Source organism: Parabacteroides sp. Marseille-P3160 (assembly GCF_900162725.1).
GTDB lineage: Bacteria > Bacteroidota > Bacteroidia > Bacteroidales > Tannerellaceae > Marseille-P3160.
The window spans coordinates 3546838-3572993 of the sequence record NZ_LT799418.1 but is presented as its reverse complement, the minus strand read 5'-3'; the positions used below and the strand labels follow the sequence as shown (position 1 = coordinate 3572993).

20 protein-coding genes and 1 tRNA gene are annotated in these 26156 nt (G+C 41.7%); 12 read left to right on the top strand and 9 right to left on the bottom strand.

Features of this window, described 5'->3' with window-relative positions:
* Nucleotides 1-78: 78 nt before the first annotated feature.
* Both BQ8014_RS14360 and BQ8014_RS14355 read right to left on the bottom strand, forming a co-directional pair.
* Complete coding sequence (locus tag BQ8014_RS14360; protein WP_080904947.1) at nucleotides 79-1020, bottom strand: YeiH family protein; 942 nt, start codon at nucleotides 1018-1020, stop codon at nucleotides 79-81.
* 57 nt (nucleotides 1021-1077) lie between these two features.
* A complete protein-coding gene (locus BQ8014_RS14355; protein WP_080904946.1) occupies nucleotides 1078-1983 on the bottom strand; it encodes a LysR substrate-binding domain-containing protein in 906 nt (301 codons plus the stop codon).
* 704 nt (nucleotides 1984-2687) lie between these two features.
* On the opposite strand from BQ8014_RS14355, the gene BQ8014_RS14345 reads away from it, so the two are divergent.
* From BQ8014_RS14345 to BQ8014_RS14320, 7 genes are all read left to right on the top strand, one after another.
* Nucleotides 2688-3716, top strand: coding sequence for a TQO small subunit DoxD (locus BQ8014_RS14345; protein ID WP_080904944.1), 1029 nt, complete (start codon nucleotides 2688-2690; stop codon nucleotides 3714-3716).
* A gap of 10 nt (nucleotides 3717-3726) precedes the next feature.
* Entirely contained in the window at nucleotides 3727-4098 is a 372-nt protein-coding gene (locus BQ8014_RS14340; RefSeq protein WP_080904943.1) for a hypothetical protein, read from the top strand.
* 11 nt (nucleotides 4099-4109) lie between these two features.
* Nucleotides 4110-4316 carry a DUF6132 family protein gene (locus BQ8014_RS14335; protein ID WP_080905980.1) on the top strand — a complete coding sequence of 69 codons (207 nt, stop codon included), beginning with the start codon at nucleotides 4110-4112 and terminating at the stop codon, nucleotides 4314-4316.
* Nucleotides 4317-4353: 37 nt separating this feature from the next.
* The gene (gene trxA, locus BQ8014_RS14330; RefSeq protein ID WP_080904942.1) at nucleotides 4354-4848 is read left to right on the top strand and encodes a thioredoxin; all 495 of its coding nucleotides are present in this window, start codon (nucleotides 4354-4356) and stop codon (nucleotides 4846-4848) included.
* Between the two features lie 86 nt (nucleotides 4849-4934).
* Nucleotides 4935-5513 (top strand): AraC family ligand binding domain-containing protein, encoded by a 579-nt coding sequence (locus BQ8014_RS19560; RefSeq protein WP_200814402.1) that lies wholly within the window; start codon nucleotides 4935-4937, stop codon nucleotides 5511-5513.
* Nucleotides 5467-5835, top strand: a complete 369-nt coding sequence (locus BQ8014_RS20105; protein ID WP_200814401.1) for a helix-turn-helix domain-containing protein — start codon at nucleotides 5467-5469, stop codon at nucleotides 5833-5835. Before BQ8014_RS19560 ends, BQ8014_RS20105 begins: the two co-directional genes overlap by 47 nt.
* Before the next feature lie 151 nt (nucleotides 5836-5986).
* Nucleotides 5987-6379, top strand: a complete 393-nt coding sequence (locus BQ8014_RS14320) for an OsmC family protein (protein ID WP_080904941.1) — start codon at nucleotides 5987-5989, stop codon at nucleotides 6377-6379.
* 170 nt (nucleotides 6380-6549) lie between these two features.
* Here the strand turns inward: BQ8014_RS14320 and BQ8014_RS20100 are convergent, their stop codons facing one another.
* The 4 genes from BQ8014_RS20100 to BQ8014_RS14310 form a co-directional block, all read right to left on the bottom strand.
* Nucleotides 6550-7314 (bottom strand): RHS repeat domain-containing protein, encoded by a 765-nt coding sequence (locus tag BQ8014_RS20100; RefSeq protein ID WP_369808802.1) that lies wholly within the window; start codon nucleotides 7312-7314, stop codon nucleotides 6550-6552.
* Nucleotides 7315-7440: 126 nt separating this feature from the next.
* The gene (locus tag BQ8014_RS20095) at nucleotides 7441-7638 is read right to left on the bottom strand and encodes a hypothetical protein (protein WP_369808801.1); all 198 of its coding nucleotides are present in this window, start codon (nucleotides 7636-7638) and stop codon (nucleotides 7441-7443) included.
* Nucleotides 7635-7958, bottom strand: a complete 324-nt coding sequence (locus BQ8014_RS20090) for a hypothetical protein (protein ID WP_369808800.1) — start codon at nucleotides 7956-7958, stop codon at nucleotides 7635-7637. Before BQ8014_RS20090 ends, BQ8014_RS20095 begins: the two co-directional genes overlap by 4 nt.
* Nucleotides 7959-8151: 193 nt before the next feature.
* Nucleotides 8152-8553 (bottom strand): hypothetical protein, encoded by a 402-nt coding sequence (locus BQ8014_RS14310; protein ID WP_080904940.1) that lies wholly within the window; start codon nucleotides 8551-8553, stop codon nucleotides 8152-8154.
* A gap of 363 nt (nucleotides 8554-8916) precedes the next feature.
* On the opposite strand from BQ8014_RS14310, the gene BQ8014_RS14305 reads away from it, so the two are divergent.
* The 4 genes from BQ8014_RS14305 to BQ8014_RS14290 all read left to right on the top strand — a co-directional run bounded on the left by BQ8014_RS14305 (nucleotide 8917) and on the right by BQ8014_RS14290 (nucleotide 18993).
* Nucleotides 8917-10365 (top strand): DUF3945 domain-containing protein, encoded by a 1449-nt coding sequence (locus tag BQ8014_RS14305; RefSeq protein ID WP_080904939.1) that lies wholly within the window; start codon nucleotides 8917-8919, stop codon nucleotides 10363-10365.
* A 151-nt stretch (nucleotides 10366-10516) separates the two neighbouring features.
* The gene (locus BQ8014_RS14300; RefSeq protein WP_080904938.1) at nucleotides 10517-12610 is read left to right on the top strand and encodes a type IA DNA topoisomerase; all 2094 of its coding nucleotides are present in this window, start codon (nucleotides 10517-10519) and stop codon (nucleotides 12608-12610) included.
* Between the two features lie 253 nt (nucleotides 12611-12863).
* Nucleotides 12864-13304 carry a DUF1896 domain-containing protein gene (locus tag BQ8014_RS14295; RefSeq protein WP_080904937.1) on the top strand — a complete coding sequence of 147 codons (441 nt, stop codon included), beginning with the start codon at nucleotides 12864-12866 and terminating at the stop codon, nucleotides 13302-13304.
* Nucleotides 13291-18993, top strand: a complete 5703-nt coding sequence (locus tag BQ8014_RS14290) for a helicase-related protein (protein WP_080904936.1) — start codon at nucleotides 13291-13293, stop codon at nucleotides 18991-18993. Before BQ8014_RS14295 ends, BQ8014_RS14290 begins: the two co-directional genes overlap by 14 nt.
* 20 nt (nucleotides 18994-19013) lie before the next feature.
* Here BQ8014_RS14290 and BQ8014_RS14285 read toward each other — a convergent pair whose 3' ends face one another.
* Both BQ8014_RS14285 and BQ8014_RS14280 read right to left on the bottom strand, forming a co-directional pair.
* Nucleotides 19014-19391 carry a helix-turn-helix domain-containing protein gene (locus BQ8014_RS14285; protein ID WP_234998053.1) on the bottom strand — a complete coding sequence of 126 codons (378 nt, stop codon included), beginning with the start codon at nucleotides 19389-19391 and terminating at the stop codon, nucleotides 19014-19016.
* Nucleotides 19392-19456: 65 nt separating this feature from the next.
* Nucleotides 19457-19795, bottom strand: a complete 339-nt coding sequence (locus BQ8014_RS14280) for a helix-turn-helix domain-containing protein (RefSeq protein WP_080904934.1) — start codon at nucleotides 19793-19795, stop codon at nucleotides 19457-19459.
* 346 nt (nucleotides 19796-20141) lie between these two features.
* On the opposite strand from BQ8014_RS14280, the gene BQ8014_RS14275 reads away from it, so the two are divergent.
* A tRNA-Leu gene (locus BQ8014_RS14275) sits at nucleotides 20142-20225 on the top strand.
* A gap of 223 nt (nucleotides 20226-20448) precedes the next feature.
* Here BQ8014_RS14275 and BQ8014_RS14270 read toward each other — a convergent pair.
* Nucleotides 20449-26067, bottom strand: coding sequence for an alpha-2-macroglobulin family protein (locus tag BQ8014_RS14270; RefSeq protein WP_080904933.1), 5619 nt, complete (start codon nucleotides 26065-26067; stop codon nucleotides 20449-20451).
* Between the last annotated feature and the right edge of the window lie 89 nt (nucleotides 26068-26156).

Below are 26156 nucleotides of genomic sequence, written 5' to 3'. Positions count from 1 at the left end.
TGTAGTGCATAATTCTTTATTTTTAAGAGTAATTAAACCGCATTTAATAGAATTCAGATAATAATGGAAACTATTGAATTACATGTACAATATAACTACCAGAGACAAAACGGAGATAAATGTCCATAACAATACCCCTTGTATCAAAGGCTTGATTCCTATCGATTTTAATGCTTCTTTTGAAAGACCGGCTCCAATTAAAAATAACGTAAGAGTAAGCCCACGTTTCGAGACAGTTACTATGGATGGACTAAGAGTTTCAATTTGAGGAATAAAAGTATTCATAAACATAGCTATGACATACAAGAATATAAAATAAGGTATTGCTATTTTGTTTCCATTTTTTTTATAAAAGGCAGCTGTTATCACAGAGATAGGAATAATCCATAATGCCCGTTCCAATTTTACCGTTGTCGCTATTTTCAAAGCTCTGTCTCCATATTTCTGGGCTGCCCCTACTACAGAACTCGTATCGTGAATTGCAATTGCCGACCACAAGCCAAATTGCTCTTGTGTCATATGTAGTAATTCTCCCAGTAGAGGAAATATAAATAAAGCTAAAGAATTCAGTATGAAGATAATTCCTAACGAAACTGATGTTTCATCTTCATCGGCATCTATTACCGGAGACATTGCTGCTATCGCGCTTCCTCCACAAATGGCTGTACCGGAAGAGATCAACAAGCTCGTCTTTCGCGGTGTAGATAAAATCTTTCCGAGTATAAGTCCAATACTAATAGTAGAAATAATACTTACAGCAGTAAATACAATGCCTTCCTTTCCTACCGCAGCAGCTTCATATATATTCATACCAAAACCTAAACCTACAACAGATATCTGAAGCAGATATTTTATAGCCTTTTTACTAGCTTTCGGATACGGATGACCGATACTAAATGAAAGAATAAAACCAGCAAGTAAAGCTATAGGAGGTTGAACAAATGGAAAGAGACACAGCAATATAGTTACAATAAAAATACTTTTTCTCAAAATAACCAAATTTGATTTAATATACTCCATAGTGTTTTTTGACCTCAAAGATCTGCCAAAAACGAATAGAGTATATATCAAAAATCGTTATAAGCTATAACCGTTAGTTATAGATTTTTGAGTGAAATGTAGAAACATCTCCGACAATCCAGTCAGTTGTCCATGTGTATGAATAAAATAAAAGATACGATTAATTTCCAGATTGTTAATATCTATAATTTTAAATTCTCCATTTGCTATTTCCTTTGTTACAGCATGAATAGATATCAACGCCATAGTATTAGAATGAGCCAAATACGATTTAATGCTTTCTGTACTTCCCAAATGCATAACTATATTCATATCTGTGAGTTTGACTTCATATTCCTTCAGTTTATCAGTGATAACCGCCAGACTACCTGAGCCCTCTTCGCGTAAGACCAATGGCATTGTCTTCAATTCTTCAATACTAATCTCTTCTTTCTGAGATAAAGTTTGCGAGGTATGTACTATTGCGACAATCTCATCTTTGATAAATGGAATATATTTGATAAGACTATTCTTAGACGATCCTTCCACAATGGCTATATCGATCTCATTCTTTAGCAAAGCTTTTTCTGTTTTTTCCGTATTATCATTCAATAACGAAAGCTCAATATCCGAGTGTTTTTCATGAAAACGAGCAAGTATAGAAGGTAATATATACTGTCCGATTGTAGTACTTGCTCCTAATCTCAAACTACCTGAATATTTTTGTTTCAAGGTTCCTAAATTAAAAGATAATTTCCTCTCTAGAGCAAGCACTGATTCCGCATATTCAAATGTAATACGACCGGCATCCGTCAGTTTAACCCTTCCGGCAACCCTTTCAAATAATTTAATGTCTAATTCTGTTTCCAGTTCTTTGATATTTTTACTTATAGCAGGCTGAGAAATATATAACAACTCAGCAGCTTTAGAAAAATTGAGATGGATGGCAACTGTATGAAATACTCTTAAACGGAAATTTTGCATATTTGAAAAATTAATTCTACTGACAAAAATAAATAAATAGCTTATAAATATATTTCTAATTGTAGAATATAATCTTCTTCTATAGAATCAGCTAAGTGTACTATTGAGAAAAATGCTGGTATTTTTGAGAAAAAGTATTTATAACCTTAATATTACTCATTAATTTGCGTAAAATAATTCTGTAATATTTTGAAGAGCTAATCTTTTAAATTTAAAAAGAGCTAAACTTTATCTGACCGTAGGTGTTTCACCAATATGGTCAATGAATATAATCATGCGTAAAAATATTGTCACTCTTCTATATCTGTTGCCATTAGCAATCCTCATAAGTCTGCCCTGTTCTGTGAAACAAGACATTAAGCAGCTATTGGGTATTCCTGTTAATGCATCTGTACAAGTAGAAAAGAGCAGCAATACTATATGTGTTTATACATCTGTTCATAGTAAGAAAAACAAAAAGAAGAAACAACAGTTTAATGTTAAGCATACCTTCAAACAAACTTCTTCGTTTTTCTCTATACCAACCGATCTTGCCCTGTATCACAGTACTGGCTCTGATCCAAGCTACTTCTCCTCAGTACCTATATTTCTTATATACAGGAAATTGATTATTTGATTTTGAGTGCATTTTTTAATGTCTGATAGAATGATTTTTATTTTATCAGCAGTTGTTATGTATTCAATTTTAAATAATTAATCTATTTATGAAATATAATAATCAAGAATTACAACAGAGCTATCTTCTATCTGGAACGTTTACACTAGCCTTGCGTTTAGTCGTAGGTTGGACTTATTTCTCAGCTTTCTGGAGACGATTAGTTCTCGAAAATAAACTGATAGAAGACCAAGCCGGATATATCGGTGAAAAATTTAATCATTTTCTCCCCAATGCTTTGGGTATAAAACCTATGATAGAGTATCTTGTATCTAATCCGGATGCTTTATGGTGGGCTATGGTTATTTTTACTATTATAGAAGCTATTGTAGGCTTATTCATAATGTTGGGACTGTTTACCCGATTAATGAGTATTGGTGTATTAGCATTAGCTACCGGGATCTTATTAGGCTCGGGATGGCTCGGAACAACCTGTCTGGATGAATGGCAGATTGGTATTTTGGGTATGGCTACTGGCTTTGCTATTTTCTTTACAGGGGGAGGTAGATATTCACTCGACTATTATCTTCAGAATAAAGCTCCATTTGACCGATTCAAATATTCTTCGTGGTTTATGTCCGGAGTATTATCTATTGGCGATACGCTAATGAAAAAAATTGTAATAGCAGGCACGGCCGTTATATTCTTTATGACACTGTTTACTAACCAATACTTTCATAATGGTGTATGGGGTAAGCTGCATAATAAATCGGTAAAACCTATTGTCGAAATTTCGGATGCAAAGTTAGATGATGATAAATTATCATTCACCGTTTTCAGAGTCGAAGGAGCCGATGTATATGGATCTTTTCTGATTGGTATTCAGTTAAAAGACCAAGAAGGGAATGTAATAATGGATAAAGATGGTAAATCTTTGTCACAATTTTCGAAATCTGACATTGACAACTATTATGTAGCAAAGGTAGTACCGGGTAAACATAGCCTTGTCATTCCATTGGGAAGTAAAGCTGCTTTAGCTCTAAAGGAGGATAATTTACAAAATCTCCCTAAAGGAATCTATGATTTAACTCTTACCGATATCAGCGGTATTACATGGACACAGAGTATTCATCATTAAACTATCTGATATGATAAAAATGATTTTAATCAGCTCTCTGTTTTTTTGCTTTTTTAGCTGTCAAACATCTAATCTGGTTACAGAAACAGATCTGGCACATACTCCGGCTAGAAAAGGAGGAAAACATTATGTTCTACAAGTAAAGGGAGGGTATGACGATCTATATCAGGATGAGATTGAACGGGCTTCAAAATATTTACCGGGTGTCCGTTTTGCCTATTGGTTGCAGGGAGAGCAAATGTTACTTGTGGATTTTGATGAATCGAGAACAAACATTGATTCAATCAGTATTGCTATAGCCAGACATGGATATGATACGGAAAGGCATAAAGCTGATGACTTTGTTTATAAACGATTGGCATTTCAGTGCAGATACAGATAATTTATAATAATATGAAATATATAAAAAACAATTTAGCCTACATCATAGGCGGTATTATTGGAGCCATAGCCGGTTATTTATACTGGCGATATGTAGGATGTTCTACCGGAACATGCTCTATAACTGCATCTCCAATCAATAGCAGTATATACGGAACTATAATGGGAATTTTAGTAGGTGGATTTTTTAAGCAAAAGAACCAATCACAAGAACAATAACAAATACTTAAAAGATAAATAATTTAAAATTTACGATATGAAATCAATTATAATGACAATAGTATTTACTGCATTATTTGTAACATCTTGCAGTGCAAAAACAACAAAAGAAGAACCTGTATCAGATACTAAAAATGTTGAGAATAAAGTGAAAACAATTCACTTAACAAAAGCCCAGTTCTTGAAAAAGGTAGCGAATTATGAGACAAACCCAACGGAATGGAAATACCTTGGCGATAAACCTGCTTTGGTCGATTTTTATGCAGATTGGTGTGGTCCATGTAAAGTAGTTGCACCAATTTTAGAAGAGCTGGCAAATGAATACGATGGTGAAATATATATTTATAAAATAGATACAGAACAAGAGCAAGAGTTGGCCTCTTTCTTCGGAATAAGAAGTATTCCTTCATTATTATTTATTCCTATAAACGGGCAACCACAAATGGTTGCAGGAGCAATGCCCAAAGCTAACTTAAAAGATGCCATAGAGACAGTTCTATTAAAAAACAAGACTGTAGAAAATAATTTATAATAGGAATAATAAAGTGATAGAGTTGTGAAATTGGGCAACTCTATCATTTTATTCTCGAGATTAACTTAAATATTCACTGGTAAGAGATGTCTGCTAAATATATAAATAAAATAAAAGAACATCACCTTAATCTTTATCAACCTGATAAGCCTCAGTTTGAAATTCTTGAATTAGGTAATTATCTCAAAGAGCAAGGAGAGCATGCAACAGAAGCCCACATTCAAAGTTTTTATCAAGTTATTTGGTTTAGATCTGGAGATGGTAACCATACTGTTGATTTTAAGGAATATCCTGTTTCGGAAAATTCTATATTTTTTATTTCTAAAAATCAGGTACACTACTTTGATAAATATTCTGATTACACAGGAGTGTTGATAAATTTTAATGAGTCATTTCTCATACAACAAGACAGTGAAATTGAGTTCTTTCTCAGATGTAGTTTATTTAATAATCCTTATCAGCAACCCTTGTGTTGTATCCAGTGCAATATGGATTCTATTCTCAATGAATATTTGAGACAGATAGAGAGAGAACTTGCCTGTGAAAATAATTTTGGAAAAGAAGAATTATTACGGTCATATCTCAAATCATTTCTGATACAAATTCAGCGTAGAAGAAATGAATTTGAAAAAAAATGGAGAACAATCGTTTTTTCAAATAAATGAAAAACGGACTCAACTCATTCGATTTATTAATCTAATTGATGAGAATTATCAAAAGGGATTGACAATCACTGAGTATGCTCAATTGTTACATATTTCAACCCGTACATTGTCTGATCTGACCAATCAATTGTTAGGTAAAAGTCCTTCATTAATGATACAGGAACGCATTATCTTGGAAGCGCAGAGGATGTTGCTATATTCAGAACTCAATGTAAATCAAATAGAATATAGATTAGGTTTTGATGATCCGTCTTATTTTGTGAAATATTTCAAAAAGCACACAAAAGTATCTCCGTCCGAATTTAGAAAGTCAATCAGTTAAAGTCCCGTTCTAAGCACTTTAACGTACCCTTTTTCTATAAATATTTTATAGAATAGCTGGTCTGGTTTCTTGATTTTCATTTTCTTGAAATCATAAATTCCAGACCTTTGTATAACTAATTTTTTTAATAAAAGCAGTAAAAAAGAAAACTATGTCAGCTATAATTAAAACGACGTATGAAGGAAAATACCTTTCAACAACCAAGTCTCCTTTAAACAAAGAGCCTATTGCTGCGAATGCAGTTCAATTTACACCAGTCGATTTATTAATAAGTGCTTATGGAAGTTGCTTACTCGGCACAATTGACTATGCAGCTCACCTAAGACATTTTGAGATAAAGGATGTCCGAACAGAAATAACATATGAAATGAGTGAAGATAAATCAAAAATAGGTAGTATTCATATTAAAGTTCTTTTCTCCGATGATTACGAGGCAGATCAAAAAAACACCATAGAATTTGCTACAAAGGATCAATGTCATGTAGATAACAGTTTAGATAGTAACATTACCAAGGTATACGAATTTTTATATAACAATAAATAAATAGATAAATGAGAACAAAATTATTATTTTTATTATTAGCAATGTCTTTCTTGGCTTTGCCATATAATAGCATTTCCGCACAAGAACCCATTAAAAATGAAGCGACTTATACAGATAAATCAACCAAGTTTGCTCTAATGGTGAGTAATGTCGTACATTTCCAATCAGCTTTAAATACAGTTGAAGCAATGAATATTAAAAAAAATAATTTCACATTTGAAATAACTTACCTTCGGGTCATAATACCTCGCACCGTAATAGTACAAACCCGTTTCTTCATCCAACTCTTTGGCATTGAATAGGTATGGAGTGTTCCATTTATTGTTGCGTTCTTCGATGAACACTTCCCCGAATGGTACATACTCGATATGCTGTACTATCTCGCCATCTAAATTAGTAATTAAACTTGCGCTACCCAAATGATCGGAATGATAATAATACTGGAATAATTCAGGATTATCATTCTGGCTTGGATTGAAAGATTTCAGTTTCGGACTGTCATCACAGCAGAATCTGCCGCCATTCACGTAGTCATCATTATCCTTGCCATAATACGGTACTTCAAATGCAGCATAATTATCTTTTATCTGCTGCTGCGAAGACGTATATTTGTTCTTATAGTCTACCGTAACATTGCTGATACCTGCTCCTGCATATTCTATTCTTCTCGGGTCTTGCCCGTAAGAGTCCAAATCACCCAGCTTAGATACAATACGTTGGCTGCCTATATAGATATGTTTGGTGTACTGCCCGCCTTTGCTGACTACCAGATACGGATTGATATAAGCCGTAAAATTATTGGTCTCAGTTCTGGCATCGCTAAACACGTCATTCACATAGATCCCTTCGTCGTCACCGCTGGCTTTGACAACACGTTCGCCGGAAGCATCGTACCAGTAACCCGAAATAAAGCCGTTGTCGTTAATAGCCTGCAAACGGCTTTTTTCGTCCCGGCGCAGTTTGCGTTCATTGGCTTTTTCTTCTGCCTGCCCGTCCTGTTTCTCCCTTGCGGTATTTATATAAATCAGATTACCGTTAGCATCATACTCATAAGCATGGTCTTAGGTTATCTTATCCTGAGCTGCATCGCCTTCGGTACGGTAATTTTCGTCTTTCAGGTTGGCTATCTGATGAGGTTTCTGACTGTTGTAGTTATAGGTCAGGTCATAACCTGCTTTCAGGATTCCGTCAAACTGGATGCCTTGCTGCTGCACATGCTGTTTCTTGTCTGTAATGTTATGCAGGTTATCATAGCTCATGGCAAGGGTATAGGATGCCGATTTGTTTTCTGCTCCGCTATAAGTACCCGTTGCACTTTGCAGGCGGTGCAACCATCATAGTTATAGGTATGGTTCATTTGCCCTTCCATGCCTGTAACGGGTGCAGGTGCGGTAATGGTCTGAATACGTCCCAGATGGTCGATTGTGGTTTCCATCGTATAACCGTTCATATCGGGGGTAACGAGTGGAATACCATACCGGTAATCGTAGTCTTCCATTTCGGAGCGGTAGCCAAAGGCATCTTCTACACGTTCTACATACATTTCGTAGTCGCGGTCATACCTGTACGAAAAATACATACGCTGTCCTTTGCTGTTGGCAGGCAGGGTCTTTTTAGTGATATTACCGTATCGTATGTAATGTCGATTTCTGCTTTATTGCCTGCTTCATCGAGGGTCTGGATCACTTTGGTCAGGTGGTTGGCATAGGCAAGATCGTAAGCTGCTTCTGTCTGGCGGTAGAGTTTGCCATCCGAACCTTTGACCTGTACTTTTACAGGAAGTCCCAGTATATGCTTGGCTGTATTATTGGTATATTCAACCGACGTCTGGTAGTTGAAGCTCCTGTGCCCGTATTACCCAAAGTTCCCTTATCGCTGTACTTATAGCTCTTAAGATCTCCGAAATAACCGTTCAGATAATATTCGTAGTAGCTTTCATTGGCTGTCATACCGTCTGCCTGTCCTTCGTGCACTACTGATTTGGCATATTTCAGAGGGGTAAAGGCTATGGCACGGTCGGAACAGATAGAGTTATCCGAAACGAAGCTGTACGTATCTGCTGAAGCAGTTACTTTATAGCTGTGGTATTCGTTGACACTTTCTGTAAATTTATTGCCCGATGCATCTTCTACAACCGAATGTATTTGATTGCCTGTGGTATAAACCGAATTCACATCGTATTGCTGGATAGCTTTACGGTATACTTTATCCAGATCGGTAGATTCTGTATCGATGTTTCTTGGTAATCACTTTACTGAAACCTAAGAACTCGCGTTCGTGGCGTTTTATTATTTCTCCGTCAAAGCTCCCACAAGTGTTTGTTAGCTGAATTTGGCTTTCAGTGACAATATCAACTACTGATTCGCATTAGTTATATTCTGTTTTATCGAATGTAAAATAGAAAATATATTTTAATGCCACTTCCTGCCATTTCGACGCCACTGGCTGCCACCCCATTAATATATCGGATAAGCTTAATCTGATCTGACTATTTTCGTCCTGCATTTATATTGATGCAATAATTTAATAATTAAATTATGGACGAAAAATTAAAAAACAAAGAAACGCTTTTGGTCGTCGATAAAAGTGACGGCAATAAAGTAAAAGCAGTAAAGGGAGTAGATAATCAGGGTAATCTAGAATCTGTTGATCCAAAAGTAACCAATCAAGGTGAATTTATTCAAATTGATGAAAAAGCGGGTATTCTGGAAAACTTTTTCTCTAACCTCAAAAGGGAATTTCAAGACCCGACTCATTTCAATTTCTTCCGTTCTCCGATTGAGAAGATCGAGAATATTGCTTCTGCCTTAAAGGAAATGTTTAAAGATGAAGATGGTAATTCCGTTTTTTTATCCCAAAGCCGTGTCAATCCGGAGGACTTCAACAAACAGCAAAAGACACAAGACCAATCCCAAGAGTACAAACCTGTGGATGAAAGCCGTATCAATTGGGGACAGTTGGAAAAACTCGGCGTTACCCGCGAGATGCTGGAAGAGCAGGGAAATCTTAAAGCCATGCTTAACTGGCATAAATCACCGAACCTGATACAGGTAAACCCAACTTACGAAGGTATTGCATTTCAGGTACAAGCACGATTATCCTTTGAGGAAAACCCAGATGGCAGTATCCGTCTGAAAGCGGACAGTTATCAACCGGCTCCTACTTTGGACATTCCTTTTCATGGAGCGACATTGACCGACCAAGACAAAAAGAACCTGCTTGAAACTTCCAATGCCGGAAGAATCATTGAGCTTACAGGAAAGAACGGTGAGCAAATACCATCCTTCGTATCTTTGGATAAACTGACGAACCGACTCGAAGCGATACCTGTAGCCAACGTCGCTTTTAAGGATACACTCAAAGAATCCCCTCTTTCCTCGGAACAACTACAATCACTGTATGAAGGCAAAAAGACCTTAGTCGAAGGCATGATCTCCAAGAACGAAAAACCCTTCGATGGCTATGTCCAGTTCAATGCGGCAAAAGGATCTCTTGATTTCTCCTATGACGGACTGGACCGGAATAAATACAGACAGGATAACAGACAAGAACAACAGCAATCCCAAAACCAGGATTCTCAACAAAAAGTCCGCATTCCCACAAAACTATTGGGGGTGGATCTGGATGAAAAACAACAAAACTCACTTCGTGAAGGAAAAGCTGTATATGTTCAAGGCATGATGAAAGACGGGCAGGACCAACCTTTCAATGCCTATGTAAAAGTAAATGATGAAAAGGGCAAGCTCGACTTTTTCAGATGGAATCCGGATAAAGCACAGAAACAGGGAGCCGAGGTGAAACCTGCCGAAGAAAGCAAAACACAAGTTGCTGTCAATTCACAGGGTAAGACCAGCGAGAACCTGAAAAATGTAAAAGAACCTATAAGGCAGGGCCAAATCTCTCCGACACAACAGCAGGCAGAGAAACAAAAGGAAACGCAGCGTCCTACCCGCACTGTAAAAAAGAGTGGCGGAGTAAAGATGTAAATTTCAAGTTCTGCTATAAATCAATTTATAATTATAATAAAAGGTTCCACAGGTCATAGTGACCAACGTATAAATAAGTTAGGATATTTAATCTTGTCTTTTTCATTAATAAAACGGTCTGTGACCGCCACTAAAAATCCATAATAAAAAAATGAAAGTAGTCATCGCAGAAAAACCATCAGTAGCCCGTGATATTGCGGCTATTGTTGGAGCTACCAGCCGTAAAGACGGCTATCTAGAAGGAAATAACTATGCCGTAACCTGGGCTTTCGGCCATCTGGTCGGGCTTGCCATGCCCGAAGAGTACGGTATCAAAGGTTTTCAAAAGGAGAACCTGCCCATATTGCCGGACGACTTTAAGCTAATCCCCCGCCATATAAAAGAGGGTAAAGAATATAAACCCGATCCGGGGACAATGAAACAGCTCAAAGTCATTCGTGAATTATTTGATAAGTGCGAACGTATCATTGTCGCTACCGATGCGGGACGAGAAGGTGAGTTAATATTCAGATACATCTATAATTATTTGGCTTGCAAGAAGCCCTTCGACCGCCTTTGGATCAGCTCACTCACCGATCAGGCTATCCGTGGTGGCCTGCAAAGCCTGCGGCCGGGATCGGAATATGATCATTTATATTACTCAGCCAAAGCCCGTAGCCAGGCGGATTGGCTTGTGGGTATTAATGCCTCACAAGCTTTGTCCATATCCGCCGGATCGGGTGTCTGGTCTTTAGGCCGTGTCCAAACACCGACATTGGCAATGGTCTGTTCACGCTATCTTGAAAATAAAGATTTTGTATCGCAGAAATACTGGCAGCATAAACTCAATCTATCTAAAGAAGGAAATGTATTAAGTCCTGTTTCCGAGGATAAATATAATGACCGTATGGAAGCGGATAACATAGCCGGACAGATATCTCAGAATGGAATAGCGACAGTAAAATCCGTAGAGAAAAAGACGGTAAAACAGGAACCGCCACTTCTGTATGACCTGACGGCTTTGCAGAAAGAAGCCAACAGCAAACATGCCTTCTCTGCCGATAAGACCCTATCCATTGCCCAAAAGTTATATGAGGGAAAGCTAATCACCTATCCCCGTACCGGGAGCCGTTATCTATCGGCTGATGTATTTGAAACTGTTCCAACATTACTATCTGGTTTCAATGAACACAGCTTGTATGGTGAAACGGTAAAACAACTAAAAGACCTGAATAACCGCAGTGTCAACGATGCAAAAGTAACCGATCATCATGCCATTATCCTGACGGGAAACAAGCCCGGCAATTTATCAGGCGATGAAAACTTAATTTTCGATATGATTTTCTGTCGCATGCTGGAAGCATTTTCTACCACTTGTATTAAAGAACAGACAACTGTCCGTTTCGAAGTGCAGGAAAAGATATTTTTAACCAAAGGAGCGATTATCAATCAGGCAGGCTGGAGATCGGTAAGCGGCGTAATGGCTGACGAGAACGAAAAAGATGACAACAATACCCTGCCACCACTTAATGAAGGCGACCAGTGGAATATAGATTCAACTGACACTCTCGAAAAGCAAACTAAGCCACGACCGTTACACACGGAGGCCAGTTTACTTTCAGTAATGGAGACCTGCGGAAAAGAACTTACGGATGAAGCCGAACGCGAAGCTCTTAAAGAATCAGGCATTGGTACACCCGCTACCCGTGCGGCTATTATTGAAACGCTTTTCTCCCGTGAATATATTGTCAGGGATAAAAAATCCCTTGTCCCGACCAATAAAGGATTGGTCGTCTATCTGGCTGTCAAAGACAAGAAGATTACTGATGTCGCCATGACCGGATCATGGGAGAATGCCTTAAACAAGATAGCTACAGGAGAAATGAATGCCGCCGACTTCCACAAAGGTATTGAGGTCTATGCCGGACAGATCACAGCCGAACTTTTGGCTATGCATCTGGAGCATAAAGACGAAAAAGTCAAATACATCTGTCCCAAATGCAAAAATGAGAGTGTCGTATTACTGCAAAAAGTCGCTAAATGCAAGAATGAGGATTGCGGCTATGTCATTTTCCGCAATAAGAGCGGCAAAGACCTGAGTGATAAACATCTCATCGACCTGCTGACCAAAGGTAAAACCTCCCTGATTAAAGGCTTTAAGAGCAAAGCCGAAAAAACCTTTGATGCCTGTTTACGGCTGGATGATACGTTAAAACCCGTATTTGAATTTGATAATACGGGTAAAAAGAAGAGCGGGAAAAGATAAACCGATGTGCATATTGTTATCAACTATTTGTAAATAACATTATCTTTGCCACTAAGAATCATAGTCATTACGAAATTGTTTTTTGTTTTAACTATGGATTTTTAGTGGTGCACTCGGAGAGGGATCTCCGGGTGCTTTACATTTTACCCTCTTCTCTTTGTCGTAAATTACAATTATCTCCTTCTACATTTTTTGTAATCGTAAATTTTGTATAACAAAAGAGGCTGTGCCTCCCACTAAAATCCATAAACATATGAAACAAGAACAATCCCGCGGCTTGTCTTATTACAGGCTGTCCCTACTTTCCTTTTTAAAAGAATCTCACCCTGAATTATTATCAGATTCTGATTTTATCACAACCAGAAGCGATTCGGCAGCCGAAGCTTACAGCCAGGCTATACAATCCGGGCTCAGCCATATCTATGCGGAAGAGACAGCTAATCATGTCCTCTATGAAGGCTTACATTTCTCCCTGCTCGATACATTAATAACTATCCTGTGGAATGAATTTTCCGTCGAAATCCCTGAAGGTGAAGCCAGGGACTTCGCCCTGTTGCTATTGCCACGCTGTTCTGACCTACAGGAAAAGTATGCCTTACCCGATGACTTTCTAAACTCTCCCGATTTTGATCTGCTGTACACAGAGTTAACCGGTTTTATCTCACTCTATATCGAAGAAAATGGCTTACAATAAGAAAGAACGACTGAGAGCCAATATAGATGCGATCAAAACCGTATTCATATTGGAAAAGGAAGGACGTCAGCCAACCAAGGAGGAGCAATCTTTATTGAAGCAATATGCGGGATTCGGAGGACTTAAATGTGTCCTGAATCCTGCAAACTCCCTGGCTGATACAGCGTATTGGGCAAAATCGGAACTGGAGCTGTTCCCTTTAGTGGCAGAGTTGCACCGTGTCCTCAAAGAGAACACCGCAAACGAGAATGAGTATAAACGGTATGTGAACAGCATCAAAAATTCTGTGCTGACAGCGTTCTATACTCCTCCTGAAATTGTTACTGCTTTATCTGAAACGTTACGGGATAGTGGTATCACCCCGACACGAGTGCTTGATCCGTCAGCAGGGACAGGTGAATTTGCCCATTCATTTTTTGAAGCGGCAGACCATAAGAATGAGTTGGTCTGCTTTGAAAAAGATCTTCTTACAGGTAAGATGCTATCAGCACTCACTCCTGGACATAAAGTGAATATCGAAGGCTTTGAAACCATCGAAAGCCGTTATAACAACTACTTTGATGTGGTATCAAGTAATATCCCCTTTGGAGAGATGAACGTATTCGATGCCGCCTTTATGAAACAAGACCAGTTGCATAAAGATTCTATCCGTGCCATCCATAATTATTTTTTTATCAAAGGCGTTGAATCGCTTCGGGAAGGTGGACTTTTGGCCTTTATCACTTCACAAGGAGTCATGAACTCCCCCAACAATACGCCCATACGTGAATGGCTGATGCAAAATACAAACCTGGTATCTGCCATCCGCTTACCCAATAATCTCTTTACGGATTATGCAGGAACGGAAGTCGGCAGCGATCTGATCGTACTGCAAAAGAATACGGGAAAAGATCCGAAGCTAAGCTTCTGGGAAAATCTCTTTGTGGGCACAAGCCAATCCGAACTGACAGGCATCTATACGAATGACTACTTCTACAATCATGGAAGAGTAGTACAGACCAAAGCATCCATCGGTACTGATCCATACGGCAAGCCTGCACAGGTTTTTATCCATGAGGGAGGAATCGAGGGCATGGCTGCCGATATGCGGAAAATGCTGGAAAGTGATTTTAAAAGTTACCTGAATTTGGATTTGTACAATGGCCGTGCCGTTATACAAAAACAACCGGAACCCAAAGCTGCTATATTATTCAATGAGGAAGTAAAGAAAGAGGTTGTAGAAAATAATTTAGAAACTTCCGGGCAAGATAAATCTATCTATCCCGATGACCTTGATCCATTCTGGCAGGCCGTTGAAGATCATTTCATCCCTAATGAGAAGGAATCATTGAATAAAGAAGAGGAAAACATCAGTAAAGTACAACCTCCCGAAAATAGATCGAATGAGGAATCCCGAAACACTCTTTTTGATGATAAACCCCAATCCGTGAAGCAGGAGACATTGGAGATCGATGTCTCCTCCCAACCTGTAATGAGCCTGTATGACTTGTTCGGGTTTACACAGGAAGAACGCTCACAGGTGAAACCTGTACGGGGAGGCAAGAAAAAGGTTATGCCCCCCAAAGGAAAACCCGTGCAACTCAGTATGTTTTCATCCAACGGGCAAGCTGCTCCCAATAATAGCAAAGCAGCATATCCCGTTTCCGATGCACGGAAGGACGAACAGCAGGAAGCCTTACGACAAGAAGAAAAGAAGCTGTCTTTTGAGCTTCGCCCTTTTACGGGAGAACTCAAAGAGTATCACAAGCAGGGATCATTAGTCGAAGACCAGGGACAAATTGGTTATTTAAAGGAACGTTATCGGGATGGAGCCGAATTCCAGCCATTAGACCTACCCTCCAGCCAACGCTCTAAAATCAGCCGTTATATTGAAGTCCGGGACTTTTACCATGAGCTGTATAACCATGAGGCAAAGCACCTGACGGTACATGAATCTCTTCGGGGTAATCTGAATCTCGCTTATGATAATTTCGTGCGTCGTTTCGGTAACCTGAACGACAAGAAAAATCTGGATGTTATCAAGATGGATGCGGGAGGAAAAGAAATTCTTTCCATAGAACGCTCCATCAACGGCAAACTGCAAAAAGCCGATATCTTTCACGGGCCTGTTGCTTTCAATCCGAACGAATTGAAAGTAGCCGGGACTTCAGATGAAGCCCTGATAGCATCCCTGAATAAGTACGGAGAAGTCCATCTGGAGTATATGGAATCCCTGATCACGGATAAAAGCAGGGAAGATCTGATTGCAGACCTGCACGGACGTATCTATTTTAATCCGCTTGTCCAAAATTACGAAGTATCCGATCGCTTTATCGCCGGAAATGTTATCGAAAAAGCGGAAGCCGTTGAACGGTATTTACAGAACCATCCCGATGACCTTCCGGCGCAAGAATCGCTAAAAGCCTTACAGGAAGCTACGCCCGAACCTATCAGGTACGAACAACTTGATTTCAATTTCGGGGAAAGGTGGATTGATATGTCCCTCTATGAGGACTATATCAGCAAACTGTTCGAAGCTGATGTTACAATAGATTATTATGCGTCCCGTGACGACTTTACGGTAAAGGCAGATAAAAGTAACCTGATCATCAACGAGAAGTTTGCCGTTCAGGGAGAAAGCAAGCTCTATACAGGAATGCACCTGTTAAAGCATGCACTGCTGAATACAACGCCCAATATTACCAAAACAATCAAGGTAAGCGATCCTGAGACAGGGGAATTAAGAGATGCTAAAGTACCTGACGGACAAGCCATACAAATGGCGAATACCAAGATTGATGAAATCCGTAACGGCTTCAGCGATTGGCTCGATCAGCAGTCTCCCGAATTTAAAAACGATCTGGCGGACAGATACAACAGGAGATTCAACTGCTTTGTACGTCCGCAGTATGACGGATCGCACCAGTCCTTCCCCGGATTGGACTTGAAAGCGCTCGGTATCCCTGATCTGTACCAGTCACAAAAAGATTGTGTCTGGATGATCAAGCAGAACGGAGGCGGGATCGGAGATCACGAAGTGGGAGCAGGCAAAACCCTCATTATGTGTTGTGCAGCCTATGAGATGAAACGTCTGGGAATGGCAAACAAGCCGATGATTGTCGGGCTAAAAGCCAATGTACATGAAATAGCGGCCACATTTAAGACTGCTTACCCCAATGCAAAGATACTTTATCCCGGCAAAGAAGATTTTACACCATCCAAACGGGTTAAAATCTTCAATGATATTAAAAACAACTCTTGGGACGCCGTTATCCTGACACACGACCAGTTCGGCAAGATACCGCAATCACCCGAAATGCAGCAACAAATATTCGAAGCAGAACTCGAATCGGTGGAAGCAAATCTCGATGTATTGCGCAGTCAGGGTAAGGAAGTATCCAGAAGGATGCTCCGGGGATTGGAAATCCGCAAACAAAATCTGGAGGTCAAGTTAGATAATCTGGCCGATACGATTAAAAACCGTACCGATGATGTGGTGGATTTTAAGATGATGGGCATCGACCACCTGCTCGTAGACGAGAGTCACCAGTTCAAAAATCTAATGTTTACCACCCGTCACGACCGTGTGGCAGGGCTTGGAAACCCTGAAGGAAGCCAAAGGGCACTCAATATGCTCTTTGCCCTGCGCACCATTCAGGAACGCAGCGGAAAAGACCTCGGAGCAACATTCTTATCCGGTACAACGATCAGTAATTCGTTGACTGAATTATACCTCTTATTCAAATATCTTCGTCCCAAGGCATTGGAAAAGCAGAGTATTAGCACCTTTGATGCATGGGCAGCTGTTTTTGCCAAAAAGAGTACCGACTATGAGTTTTCCGTGACCAACCAGATCGTACAGAAAGAACGTTTCCGTTATTTTATTAAAGTGCCGGAGCTGGCGGCTTTTTATTCTGAAATAACTGATTTTAGAACAGCTAAGGATATTGGGATAGACCGTCCCGAAAAGAACGAGATACTGTACAATATTCCCCCGACACCACAGCAGGAAGTGTTTATTGAAAAACTAATGAAATTTGCAGAAACGGGAGATGCCACACTCTTGGGACGAGCAAAGCTGACGGACAAAGAAGAAAAAGCAAAGATGCTGATCGCAACCGACTATGCCCGTAAGATGTCGCTCGATATGCGGATGATCAATATGGCATATGGCGACCATATCGATAACAAAGCCTCCCATTGTGCTGCTAAGATAGCGGAATACTACAATAAATATAATTTTCAGAAAGGCACACAGTTCGTGTTCTCAGACCTGGGGACTTACAAACCCGGAGAATGGAATCCATATAGCGAAATAAAGCGTAAGTTGGTGGAAGATCATAAGATACCCGCCCATGAGATACGCTTTATACAGGAAGCCAAGACAGATAATGCGAGAAAGGCTCTGATCGCAGGGATGAATGAAGGGCGTATCCGTGTAATATTCGGTTCCACATCCATGCTCGGAACAGGCGTAAATGCACAAAAGAGAGCCGTTGCCATTCATCATTTAGATACCCCCTGGCGGCCTTCCGACTTGAACCAGCGGGATGGAAGAGCCATACGCAAAGGCAATGAGATAGCTAAGTTATATGCTGATAATAAGGTAGATGTATTGATATATGCTGTAGAAAAGAGTCTTGATTCGTATAAATTTAATCTGCTTCAAAACAAGCAGTTGTTTATCAATCAGTTAAAGACAAACAATATGGCGACACGGACGATTGATGAAGGTAGTATGGACGAAGGATCTGGCATGAATTTTTCGGAGTATGTCGCTATTCTTTCGGGTAATACCGACCTGTTGGAGAAGGCAAAGCTGGAAAAGAAGATTACCTCTCTGGAGAGCGAACGGCAAGCATTTAATCGCAGTAAGTCTTCTGCTATCTATAAATACGAAGATGCTACCCGCTCGATTGACAGCAATAACGAGATGATCTCCCGTATGACAAAAGACCTTACAACTTTTAACGATAAGGTACAGGTTGATAAGGAGGGAAATAAGCTGAATCCGGTCACTTTGGATAATTTCAAGAGTGACGATCCGAAAGCTATCGGAGAAAAACTGAATCAACTATCGGATAATGCGCGTACCAACGGTGAGTATTTTAGGATCGGAGAGCTATATGGCTTTAGAATCCTTGTCAAAACGGAAGAAAGCCAGAAAGAAGGATCGATATTTAAAGATAACCGCTTCTTTATTGAAGGGGAGGGCAATATCAAGTACAGTTATAACAATGGGCATATCGCTGTTGATCCGCTTCTGGCATCAAAGAATTTTCTGGGTGCGTTGGAAAAGATACCGAACCTGATGGAGAAATATCAGTCGGATAATCAAAAGTTGGAAAAAGATATTCCCATACTCAAAGAAGTGGTTGACTCCGTTTTTCGTAAAGAGCCGGAATTGAGGGAGCTCAAATCTCAATTAGACTCTTTGAACAGGCAGATTAACCTAACGTTGTCCAATAAGGATAAGCAGCAGGAAGAAGTGCTAAACAAAGAGACTGATTCTGTAGAAGTAAATCCATCTCAGAATAAAATGCCTCCTTTAGAAACTATATCGAATGAACGCTCCGGGCAACCCATGAGTATAAAAGAGATTATAGATGCGAATAAGGACCGTATTATAATTGCTTCGGTAAATAAACCAAAGGATAATGAGGATACAGGTGATATAAAAAAGAAGGTATCCAAGGGGATAAAAATGTAGTGAAAAATCCCGCCTTGTTATCACAACAAAACGGGACGCAATGAAAGAATGTAAAAACCTAAAAAAAAGAATAATGAACAAACCAAATCAACCAATATTAATAAACTATCAACAATCTCTTCTTCTAAATTATCTGAATCATTTCCTTTATCTTTCCCAAAATTCAGACGTATAAAATTACTGACATCCGACTCCTTGTAAAAAGTTTTCTGGTATAGAGTATAATAGGGTAGCTCTCCCGAAGAACGATATCGTTGCAATGTCCGTTTAGAAATATTCAACAACTTACATAAGTCATAATTATCGTAAAGAAGCTCACCGTCAAGGTAGCATCGTTGTTTAGCCATACTAACCAGCGTCTTGTCAATTTTATCCAGGCGCTTAATTATGTATTGCATTTTTTTTTCGAAAAGTTCTCTTTCTATAAACATAATATTAGGCTTTAAAATGCGAAGTAATATCTCTATTCCCGGAATCTCAGTGAATAGTTCCTTTTAAAATCATCTATCGTAACAGGATCGGATTTGATAATCCGTTCATCCAGGCAACGCTCTATTTCTGAGAGCCGATATAAACATCGGCCACGAAGCATAGAATAGCTTATTATATTCTCCTTTCGTAAGCGTTGTAATGTGCGGGTACTGATGCGTAATAATTCAGCCACCTCATTACTATCCATCCAGATGTCATTATCAGAGTCTTTACCTTTAGATTGCTCCGCTTTTACAACAAAGCTTGCAATCCGGTCTATTTTTGCTGCCAGCTTTTTGAAAGCTTCACTGTCAATTGTTATAACTTCCATATTTGATTAGTTTTGTTTTCATACTGCAAATATGGAATGATTTGAAAAGGTAGTTTTCATACTCGCTAGCGACTCGCCTAATTTTTTTTGAAAATGTTTGTTTGATCTTAGCGATACAAGGAAAAAGAAAGAAAAGTGATTTAAGATTTGTGTAATTAAAAAAAAGAGACTAATTTTGAACCCGAAAAGAAAAACAGGTTGCCGGAGGACGCTTGCATGACAATTTAAGACAGAAATAAGTAACTAAATCGCTACTTAGTCTTTAAGTTAATTTGGAAAAACGTTTATCTTCAACAATATAGCGAATAAGGGTGAGAGTCCCGTCTTTCGTTCTTTCTCACATGATGCTCGAATGGTGGAATGGTAGACACGAAGGACTTAAAATCCTTTGGCCATTACGGCTGTGGGGGTTCAAGTCCCCCTTCGAGTACAGTGCAAGGCGCCAATAATCTATTCTATAGATTATTGGCGCTTTTTTGATTTATCCTTCTTGTTTAATATTTACACAACATATACGTATATACCTGTAAAACCAATCGGAAAAAGTAAAACAGTCGGATGACAGCTATCATTTGTAGGCAATAGAGCTTTTGTGAAACCTTCGCCCAAGCAATCCCCCCAAATCCATGTCCGGTCTTCTCCTATAAAATAAATTACTTGTTTACCGTTACTTCCGTACCTTGACTATGGGCGACATATTCCGGGGCATAGAGGCATTGGATCGTACTCAGGCCTCCGGAATAACGGCCTGCACGGGAAACGTCCGCTGTATATTCGAGGACGAATGTTCCGGCCGGCAGACGGTCGAAGAAAAAGTTTTCAGACACGTCGCGGGGCGAGCGGTAGTAAGATACTCCGTCACGGAACTCCGTACGGGATAATTGCTCCGTCGGTTCCATGCATCCGGGACGTAAATCCTTCAGATGTACATAGCTGAGCGCCGTGTTGTTGCGTACGGTGAGCCGGACGACAACGCGGTCTCCTACTTTCAGAGAGGCGTTCGGAGCCAGCGGCACAATCTTGCGTCCTTTGCCGTCGACCTGCTCGATAAAGAGCTTGCGGTCGATACTAAGGTCTTTTCCCTGGCGAACGACTTCGGCGATCGGTTGGTTGTATTGTACATAGAGCGCTCCCCAAGCCGGCGCTATTCCTTGCTTGTGGATCTTCAGCACTTGTACGGATGCCGTTTCCGGGGCGACTTCTATCGCCTGTTTGAAATAACCGGTTCCAACTTCTCCCTTGGAAGAATCATAGGTTTTTCCTCTCCAATCGACGGTGCAGACATTGTTTTCACTGAGCCAATCCGAGCCGGTCAGCAATAAGGCATAAATCGCGTTCTCCGTACCGGGAACGGAGTTCCAGTCCTGTGTCCGCTTTTGCGTCAGCAACCATTGCTTCAACCGGTCGGTATCCTTGCGGTTGGGCGCTAACTGGTGGAAAACAGCAAGGAGAAGACAATGCGTGTCGATGGGAGAGAAGAAAAAATCTGTGCTTTTACGGTTGTTTGCCCAATACATGCCCATCTCTTCCGAAACGGTTGCCGTCTTGCGCAACCAGGCTAGGATTTGCTGTGCCGTTTGTTTTTCTCCGTTACGGTGCAGCAATAAAGCTGTTTGCGCCTTTCCGTAAAGCGAAGCCTCTTTCCAACCGGTGGCGGCTTGAGTCGTATAATGACGGTTTGCCGTCTTTGTTTCCTGGTCTTCAGGTATATCCCGGTAGAAACTGCGTACGAAAAGATAATCGAGTTGTGTGGGAGAGATTCCGCCGTTTGCCTTGGCACCGGCTTTTTTGACTTGAGCGTAGTCTTTGCAAATCTCACGGTCGAGATATTGCAAGGCGCGGATCTGCATTTCCCGCTCCTCCTGATTATATTCAATAGCATTCAGTTCGGTAAGCTGCGCCATTCCCCGAAGAATATGCAGCGTGATGGAACGGTTGCCGTTAAAGCCTTCGAACCATCCCCAGCTACCGTCGGGACGCTGTTGTTCAAGTATTTTTTGCCGTGCCGCCGCTTGCAAGCTTTCGGCGCGGTTGAGGTCGAAGAGGAGGGCGAGACGTTGTTTTTGTTCCGTCTCATTCTGCGCTTCCAATACCCAGGGCGTTTCTTCGAGAAGAATATTTTTTAGTTCCTCGTTCTTCTGCAAATTGGAGAGCAGAGTCTCCGAACTGCCGCCTTGGGCCTGCCATTGGGTAATCATCTGGCGAATCTTGGGGTGGCGGTTGGCGATGGAACTCGCCAAGGCCTGGCTATAATAAGAAGCAAACCAGGAGATGACATTGGGATTGGTCGGAGCAGCCAGGGTCGGAAGTGCCTGTACAGCATACCAAACCGGATTGCTCGCCAACTCGAAAGTCAGCCGGTAAGGAGCAGGAACCGAAGGTTCGACCAGCGTCTTATCCCCTTGCCCGGTCAGGTAGAAAGGTTTGCTTTCCGTCATTTTGATTTCACGGGAGATAACCGGAAGCAAATGCTGTTCTCCGTCGCTGGCGGTTTCCGAGTCGGCTACGATGCGGCATCCGATCAAATCGATTCCCTCCGGCACTTTGACTGTCCAGGAGAAGGCGCTGTCTTTCCCCTTATCCAATGTAAAGGATTGTTCTTCTTTCCCAAAGCCCGGTATCGGCTGTTCCGTTGCCGGATCAAACCATTCGATCCAGACTTTCCCGCTAAGGTTGTCTTCCGATTGGTTCAATAACTGCGTATTAATGCTCATCTCATCGCCTTCGCGAAGGAAGCGGGGGAGATTGGGAGTAACCATTAACGGTTTCCGGGAGATCAATTCTTTTGTCAGATAGCCGTGTTTTAAATCCGTCGTATGCACCAAGGCCTGTAGTTTCCAGGTCGTATTACTTTCCGGTAGAGTAAAGGTGAAAGCGACTGATCCGTCTGCATCGGTTTGCAAGGACGGATAGAAGAACGCCGTTTCATTGAAGTTCTGCCGTATCTGTGGTTGGGCGGAACTTGTCGCCCCGGAAGCGTCCCGGAGAGATCCATTCCCTATAACCGTTTCTTCCTTTAATACTTGATCGCTTTCCTGCTGTATAAAAGAATGGGTTTGCAAGTCGGCCGTTCCGGCTAGCTTTTCCGTCATTCCCCTTACCATTATTTTCGAACCGGCATTGTATCCCATATTCAATACTCCTTGCCAATCCAATTGATAAAAACCGATAGCGGGTACAGTCAGGTTGGCGTAGTTGGACGGGGAGTCTGTCGTTGCATAGCGGTTTTGTAGATTTACGCTTTCCGAAAAGGCTTGCAAATAGAAAGAAGGTTGTATCCACGGATTGAAAGACCAGGTGAACGGCTTGATCTGATCCAAAGACGCGTCATAAAGGCCTGCCAGCAATTCGGCGGGTACTCCCGTCGAATCCGCATTCAGTATTTTGAATTTCCATGTTTCCTTGCTGCCGGGTAATAACCGGTCACGAAAGGTCTCCGGTTTGATGGTTAACGTACGGTTCGGTTGTTTTTCCCGGATTTGCATTTGTCGGTTGGTTAGTTTCCCGTCCTTGATCAGCGAAAGGGAGGCAACCAGTCCTTCGGAAGTTTCTCCCGGATAAAGAAAATGTAACGTACGGTTCTCATTATTCAATTCGAAGATCTCACGCTTCAGGCATTTTTTAGAGGAAAATAATTCATATAGTATATACGCCTTTTCGGAGCTGCCGAAGGTAAGCGCTATTTCTTCTCCCGGCAAGAAGTCCGTCTTCCCGGGTGCAATCCAAAGTGTGGAAAAGACCGGAGGCCTTGCATCGTCCGCACCATATAGTACGAAGTCCTGTTGCGCCTTAACCGTCCGGTTTCGGCTGTCTTTCGCTTCCAGTTTCATCCGGTAGGCGCCGGAAGGAAGATGGGAGAAGATTTCGCGCCCCAGCGGAACGCCGGTTGTGAAGGAGGCTTTGATCCGGATTGCTCCCTCTTTCTGTTCTTTTCCCGGTTTCCCCTTCAATTCATAGACCAGAAGATCACCGGAAACAGTAGGATTTCCTTCATTGCTGGCGGTCTGCGCCTTAACAGTAGCCTGCGCCGTTTCTTTCGCCATGGTGGAAGGCAGGTCTATAGAAAGGATGAATCCGGTTTCCCCAACGGCAAAGAAAGACTGTTGTTCCTGGGTTTCCCCTTTACTGTCTGTCAGGCGCGCAATGAGTTCATATTGATAGAAGGTGGGAAAGGAGAATGTGCCTTCGCCTTCTTCTTTTCGGGGAGTGAAGGGGATGGCGAAGCGTCCGTCGCTTTCGATGGCGGCTTGTCCGGCTGCTACCTGTACTTCAGCGGAGCCGCCGAAATAATCGCGGAAAAGCATTGGCCGGCGGAGAATCTGGTATTCGACGCTGCCGTTATTCAAAGTGGCGCCGGAAAAGGTCTTAGCCGTTCCTGTCAGTTGCAGCAGATCGCCAAAGGCCGCCTCGCCTTTCAACGGGTCGATGGCCAATAGGAAGCTCGGCCGTTTGTATTCTTCCACACTGAAATAAGCATATCCGCCGGTCGTCTCAAAGCTGAAGGTTCCGTTCAGCAGGCCTGCCGGCAAGGTAAATTCCCCCTCGAAGGAGCCGTAGTCCGAGCTGGTAAACTCTTTTCGCGTCACTTCCTTGCGATTCGCATCCCGGAGGGTGACGGTGAATGCCTGTCGGGTTAGAAGTGACGACACGTTTTTATTCCTTTTGTAAGCAATCCCTTTGAAATAAACCGTCTGTCCGGGACGGTATAGCGTCCGGTCGGTCAGCAAAACGACTTCTCGCTGTTCTTTATCGCCTGACGTATCGTAAGACATATAGTTGGTGAGCGGGGTAATGGCAGATGCTGTATCCCCTTGCGCGCAGACGCGATAATGGGTCCATTTCTTCGTCACATCGAACAGGGCTATTCCATTGCCGCTGGTATATAGGGTATCCTGGGGCAGCCATTTCCTGTCTTTATAGATATAACCGATAACCGCCGTTTTGTCGAGAGGTCTCCCCGATTGATAATCCGTCACGTAGACGGAATTGAGTTTGCCGGGTATCGAGCGGGAGACGGAGGCCAGGCGGCTGACACTGAACGTACTTTGCGAACGAAAGCCTTGCTTCTCCGGCGTAACGACACATTCATAAAGCCCCGGCGTATGGAGGGTTGTCGTAATGACCGTATCTTCGGTCAGATAGGCCTCCCGGGAATTCAGGAAGACGGTAACCTGCTTGACCAGTTTCCCTAGATCTTTTTCTCTCTCTTCCGTTTCATAGCGGATCGGATCGGTCGGCAAGCGTTTGCTTTTATATATCCGGATGGTCAGATTTGAAAGATTTTTGTACTGAATGCTCAGTTTCAATTCTCCCCCGGGATAGACATTATTGTTATTGCTCATGGAGAAAGAGGGAGCCTGCAGGTCGCTCAGGGTATTCTTCAGGCTGCTTGTCCGGTCATAGTCCGGGAAAAGCCTGATACCCTCCGTACAGATCTCTACCTGGCGTGTAAGGACGGAATCTTCCGATATGCCGGAGAAGTGGTAGCGGTTGAGGAGTTCGACTTGTGCAATCCGGATTTCGTTGGAAAAATCCTCTTTCCGATGAAGCTGCAACAAGCTGTCCAAAGCTTCGCTCTGTTCTTTCAATATATCTTTTGTATAGGGGCGTTGGGCGTATTTATATTCCAGATAGCTTAATTCTGTGAAGAGTGCGGCTCGCTGGTCCGGTTGGCCTTGGCGGAATTGGCGCCAGGCTTGGTAGTAGGCTTCTTCCGGCTGGATGTTAATTGCCCGTTGTGACAGGAAATCGAAGAGGGTGGGATAGATATATTCGGCATTGGCGGTGTCCGCAAGGAGTTCCTGATAGCCGCTGACCGGAGTTGCCTGAAGGATGACGGCCGGCCGCAAAGAGGCTTGCAACTCTTCCCGTATTTTATCGGTATATAGATTGGCAGTCCATTCCCGGACATCTTCCGGGACATATCCGGAAATCGGAGTGCGCCGGTCGACGGTCCACCGGTTCTGCTGATAGTAGCTCTGGTACATTTCAGCAACCATGGAGTGAAGGACGGCGATGGCGGAAGAGTCCGTACAGGAAGCGGTGAAGTCCTCCAGTTGCCGGATCAGCCGGGGGAATTGTTCGGTATCTTTCTCCAGTTCTTCTTTCATCTGAACTATTTGTTTCTTGATCAGTGCGGGAATCTCTTCCTTTTTAATCGTTTCGGACCAGGAAGCGGCCTGTGATACGGAGCGTACCCGGCTCCATCCGGCCAGTGCAATACCCAAACATAAGAGTATCAGAAGGCTTAATCCTATATGCTTTACATTCATCTCATCTGTTATTTAAATTTATGTTCTGAAAAGAAAGATGTAACCAATCAGCAAAAAGCTGGAAAGGAATTGTTTATTTATAAAATGAA

What these genes read in the sequence shown, in the direction of transcription:
- BQ8014_RS19560 (WP_200814402.1), top strand. Translation starts at nt 4,935, where the DNA reads ATGTCTGCTAAATATATAAATAAAATAAAAGAACATCACCTTAATCTT.
- BQ8014_RS14355 (WP_080904946.1), bottom strand. Translation starts at nt 1,983, where the DNA reads ATGCAAAATTTCCGTTTAAGAGTATTTCATACAGTTGCCATCCATCTC.
- BQ8014_RS14295 (WP_080904937.1), top strand. Translation starts at nt 12,864, where the DNA reads ATGAAACAAGAACAATCCCGCGGCTTGTCTTATTACAGGCTGTCCCTA.
- BQ8014_RS14300 (WP_080904938.1), top strand. Translation starts at nt 10,517, where the DNA reads ATGAAAGTAGTCATCGCAGAAAAACCATCAGTAGCCCGTGATATTGCG.
- BQ8014_RS14360 (WP_080904947.1), bottom strand. Translation starts at nt 1,020, where the DNA reads ATGGAGTATATTAAATCAAATTTGGTTATTTTGAGAAAAAGTATTTTT.
- BQ8014_RS14285 (WP_234998053.1), bottom strand. Translation starts at nt 19,391, where the DNA reads ATGCAATACATAATTAAGCGCCTGGATAAAATTGACAAGACGCTGGTT.
- BQ8014_RS14335 (WP_080905980.1), top strand. Translation starts at nt 4,110, where the DNA reads ATGAAATATATAAAAAACAATTTAGCCTACATCATAGGCGGTATTATT.
- BQ8014_RS20090 (WP_369808800.1), bottom strand. Translation starts at nt 7,958, where the DNA reads ATGTATTTTTCGTACAGGTATGACCGCGACTACGAAATGTATGTAGAA.
- BQ8014_RS14280 (WP_080904934.1), bottom strand. Translation starts at nt 19,795, where the DNA reads ATGGAAGTTATAACAATTGACAGTGAAGCTTTCAAAAAGCTGGCAGCA.
- BQ8014_RS14320 (WP_080904941.1), top strand. Translation starts at nt 5,987, where the DNA reads ATGTCAGCTATAATTAAAACGACGTATGAAGGAAAATACCTTTCAACA.
- BQ8014_RS14340 (WP_080904943.1), top strand. Translation starts at nt 3,727, where the DNA reads ATGATAAAAATGATTTTAATCAGCTCTCTGTTTTTTTGCTTTTTTAGC.
- BQ8014_RS14345 (WP_080904944.1), top strand. Translation starts at nt 2,688, where the DNA reads ATGAAATATAATAATCAAGAATTACAACAGAGCTATCTTCTATCTGGA.
- BQ8014_RS14305 (WP_080904939.1), top strand. Translation starts at nt 8,917, where the DNA reads ATGGACGAAAAATTAAAAAACAAAGAAACGCTTTTGGTCGTCGATAAA.
- BQ8014_RS20095 (WP_369808801.1), bottom strand. Translation starts at nt 7,638, where the DNA reads ATGAGCTATGATAACCTGCATAACATTACAGACAAGAAACAGCATGTG.
- BQ8014_RS14270 (WP_080904933.1), bottom strand. Translation starts at nt 26,067, where the DNA reads ATGAATGTAAAGCATATAGGATTAAGCCTTCTGATACTCTTATGTTTG.
- BQ8014_RS20105 (WP_200814401.1), top strand. Translation starts at nt 5,467, where the DNA reads ATGAATTTGAAAAAAAATGGAGAACAATCGTTTTTTCAAATAAATGAA.
- BQ8014_RS14290 (WP_080904936.1), top strand. Translation starts at nt 13,291, where the DNA reads ATGGCTTACAATAAGAAAGAACGACTGAGAGCCAATATAGATGCGATC.
- trxA (WP_080904942.1), top strand. Translation starts at nt 4,354, where the DNA reads ATGAAATCAATTATAATGACAATAGTATTTACTGCATTATTTGTAACA.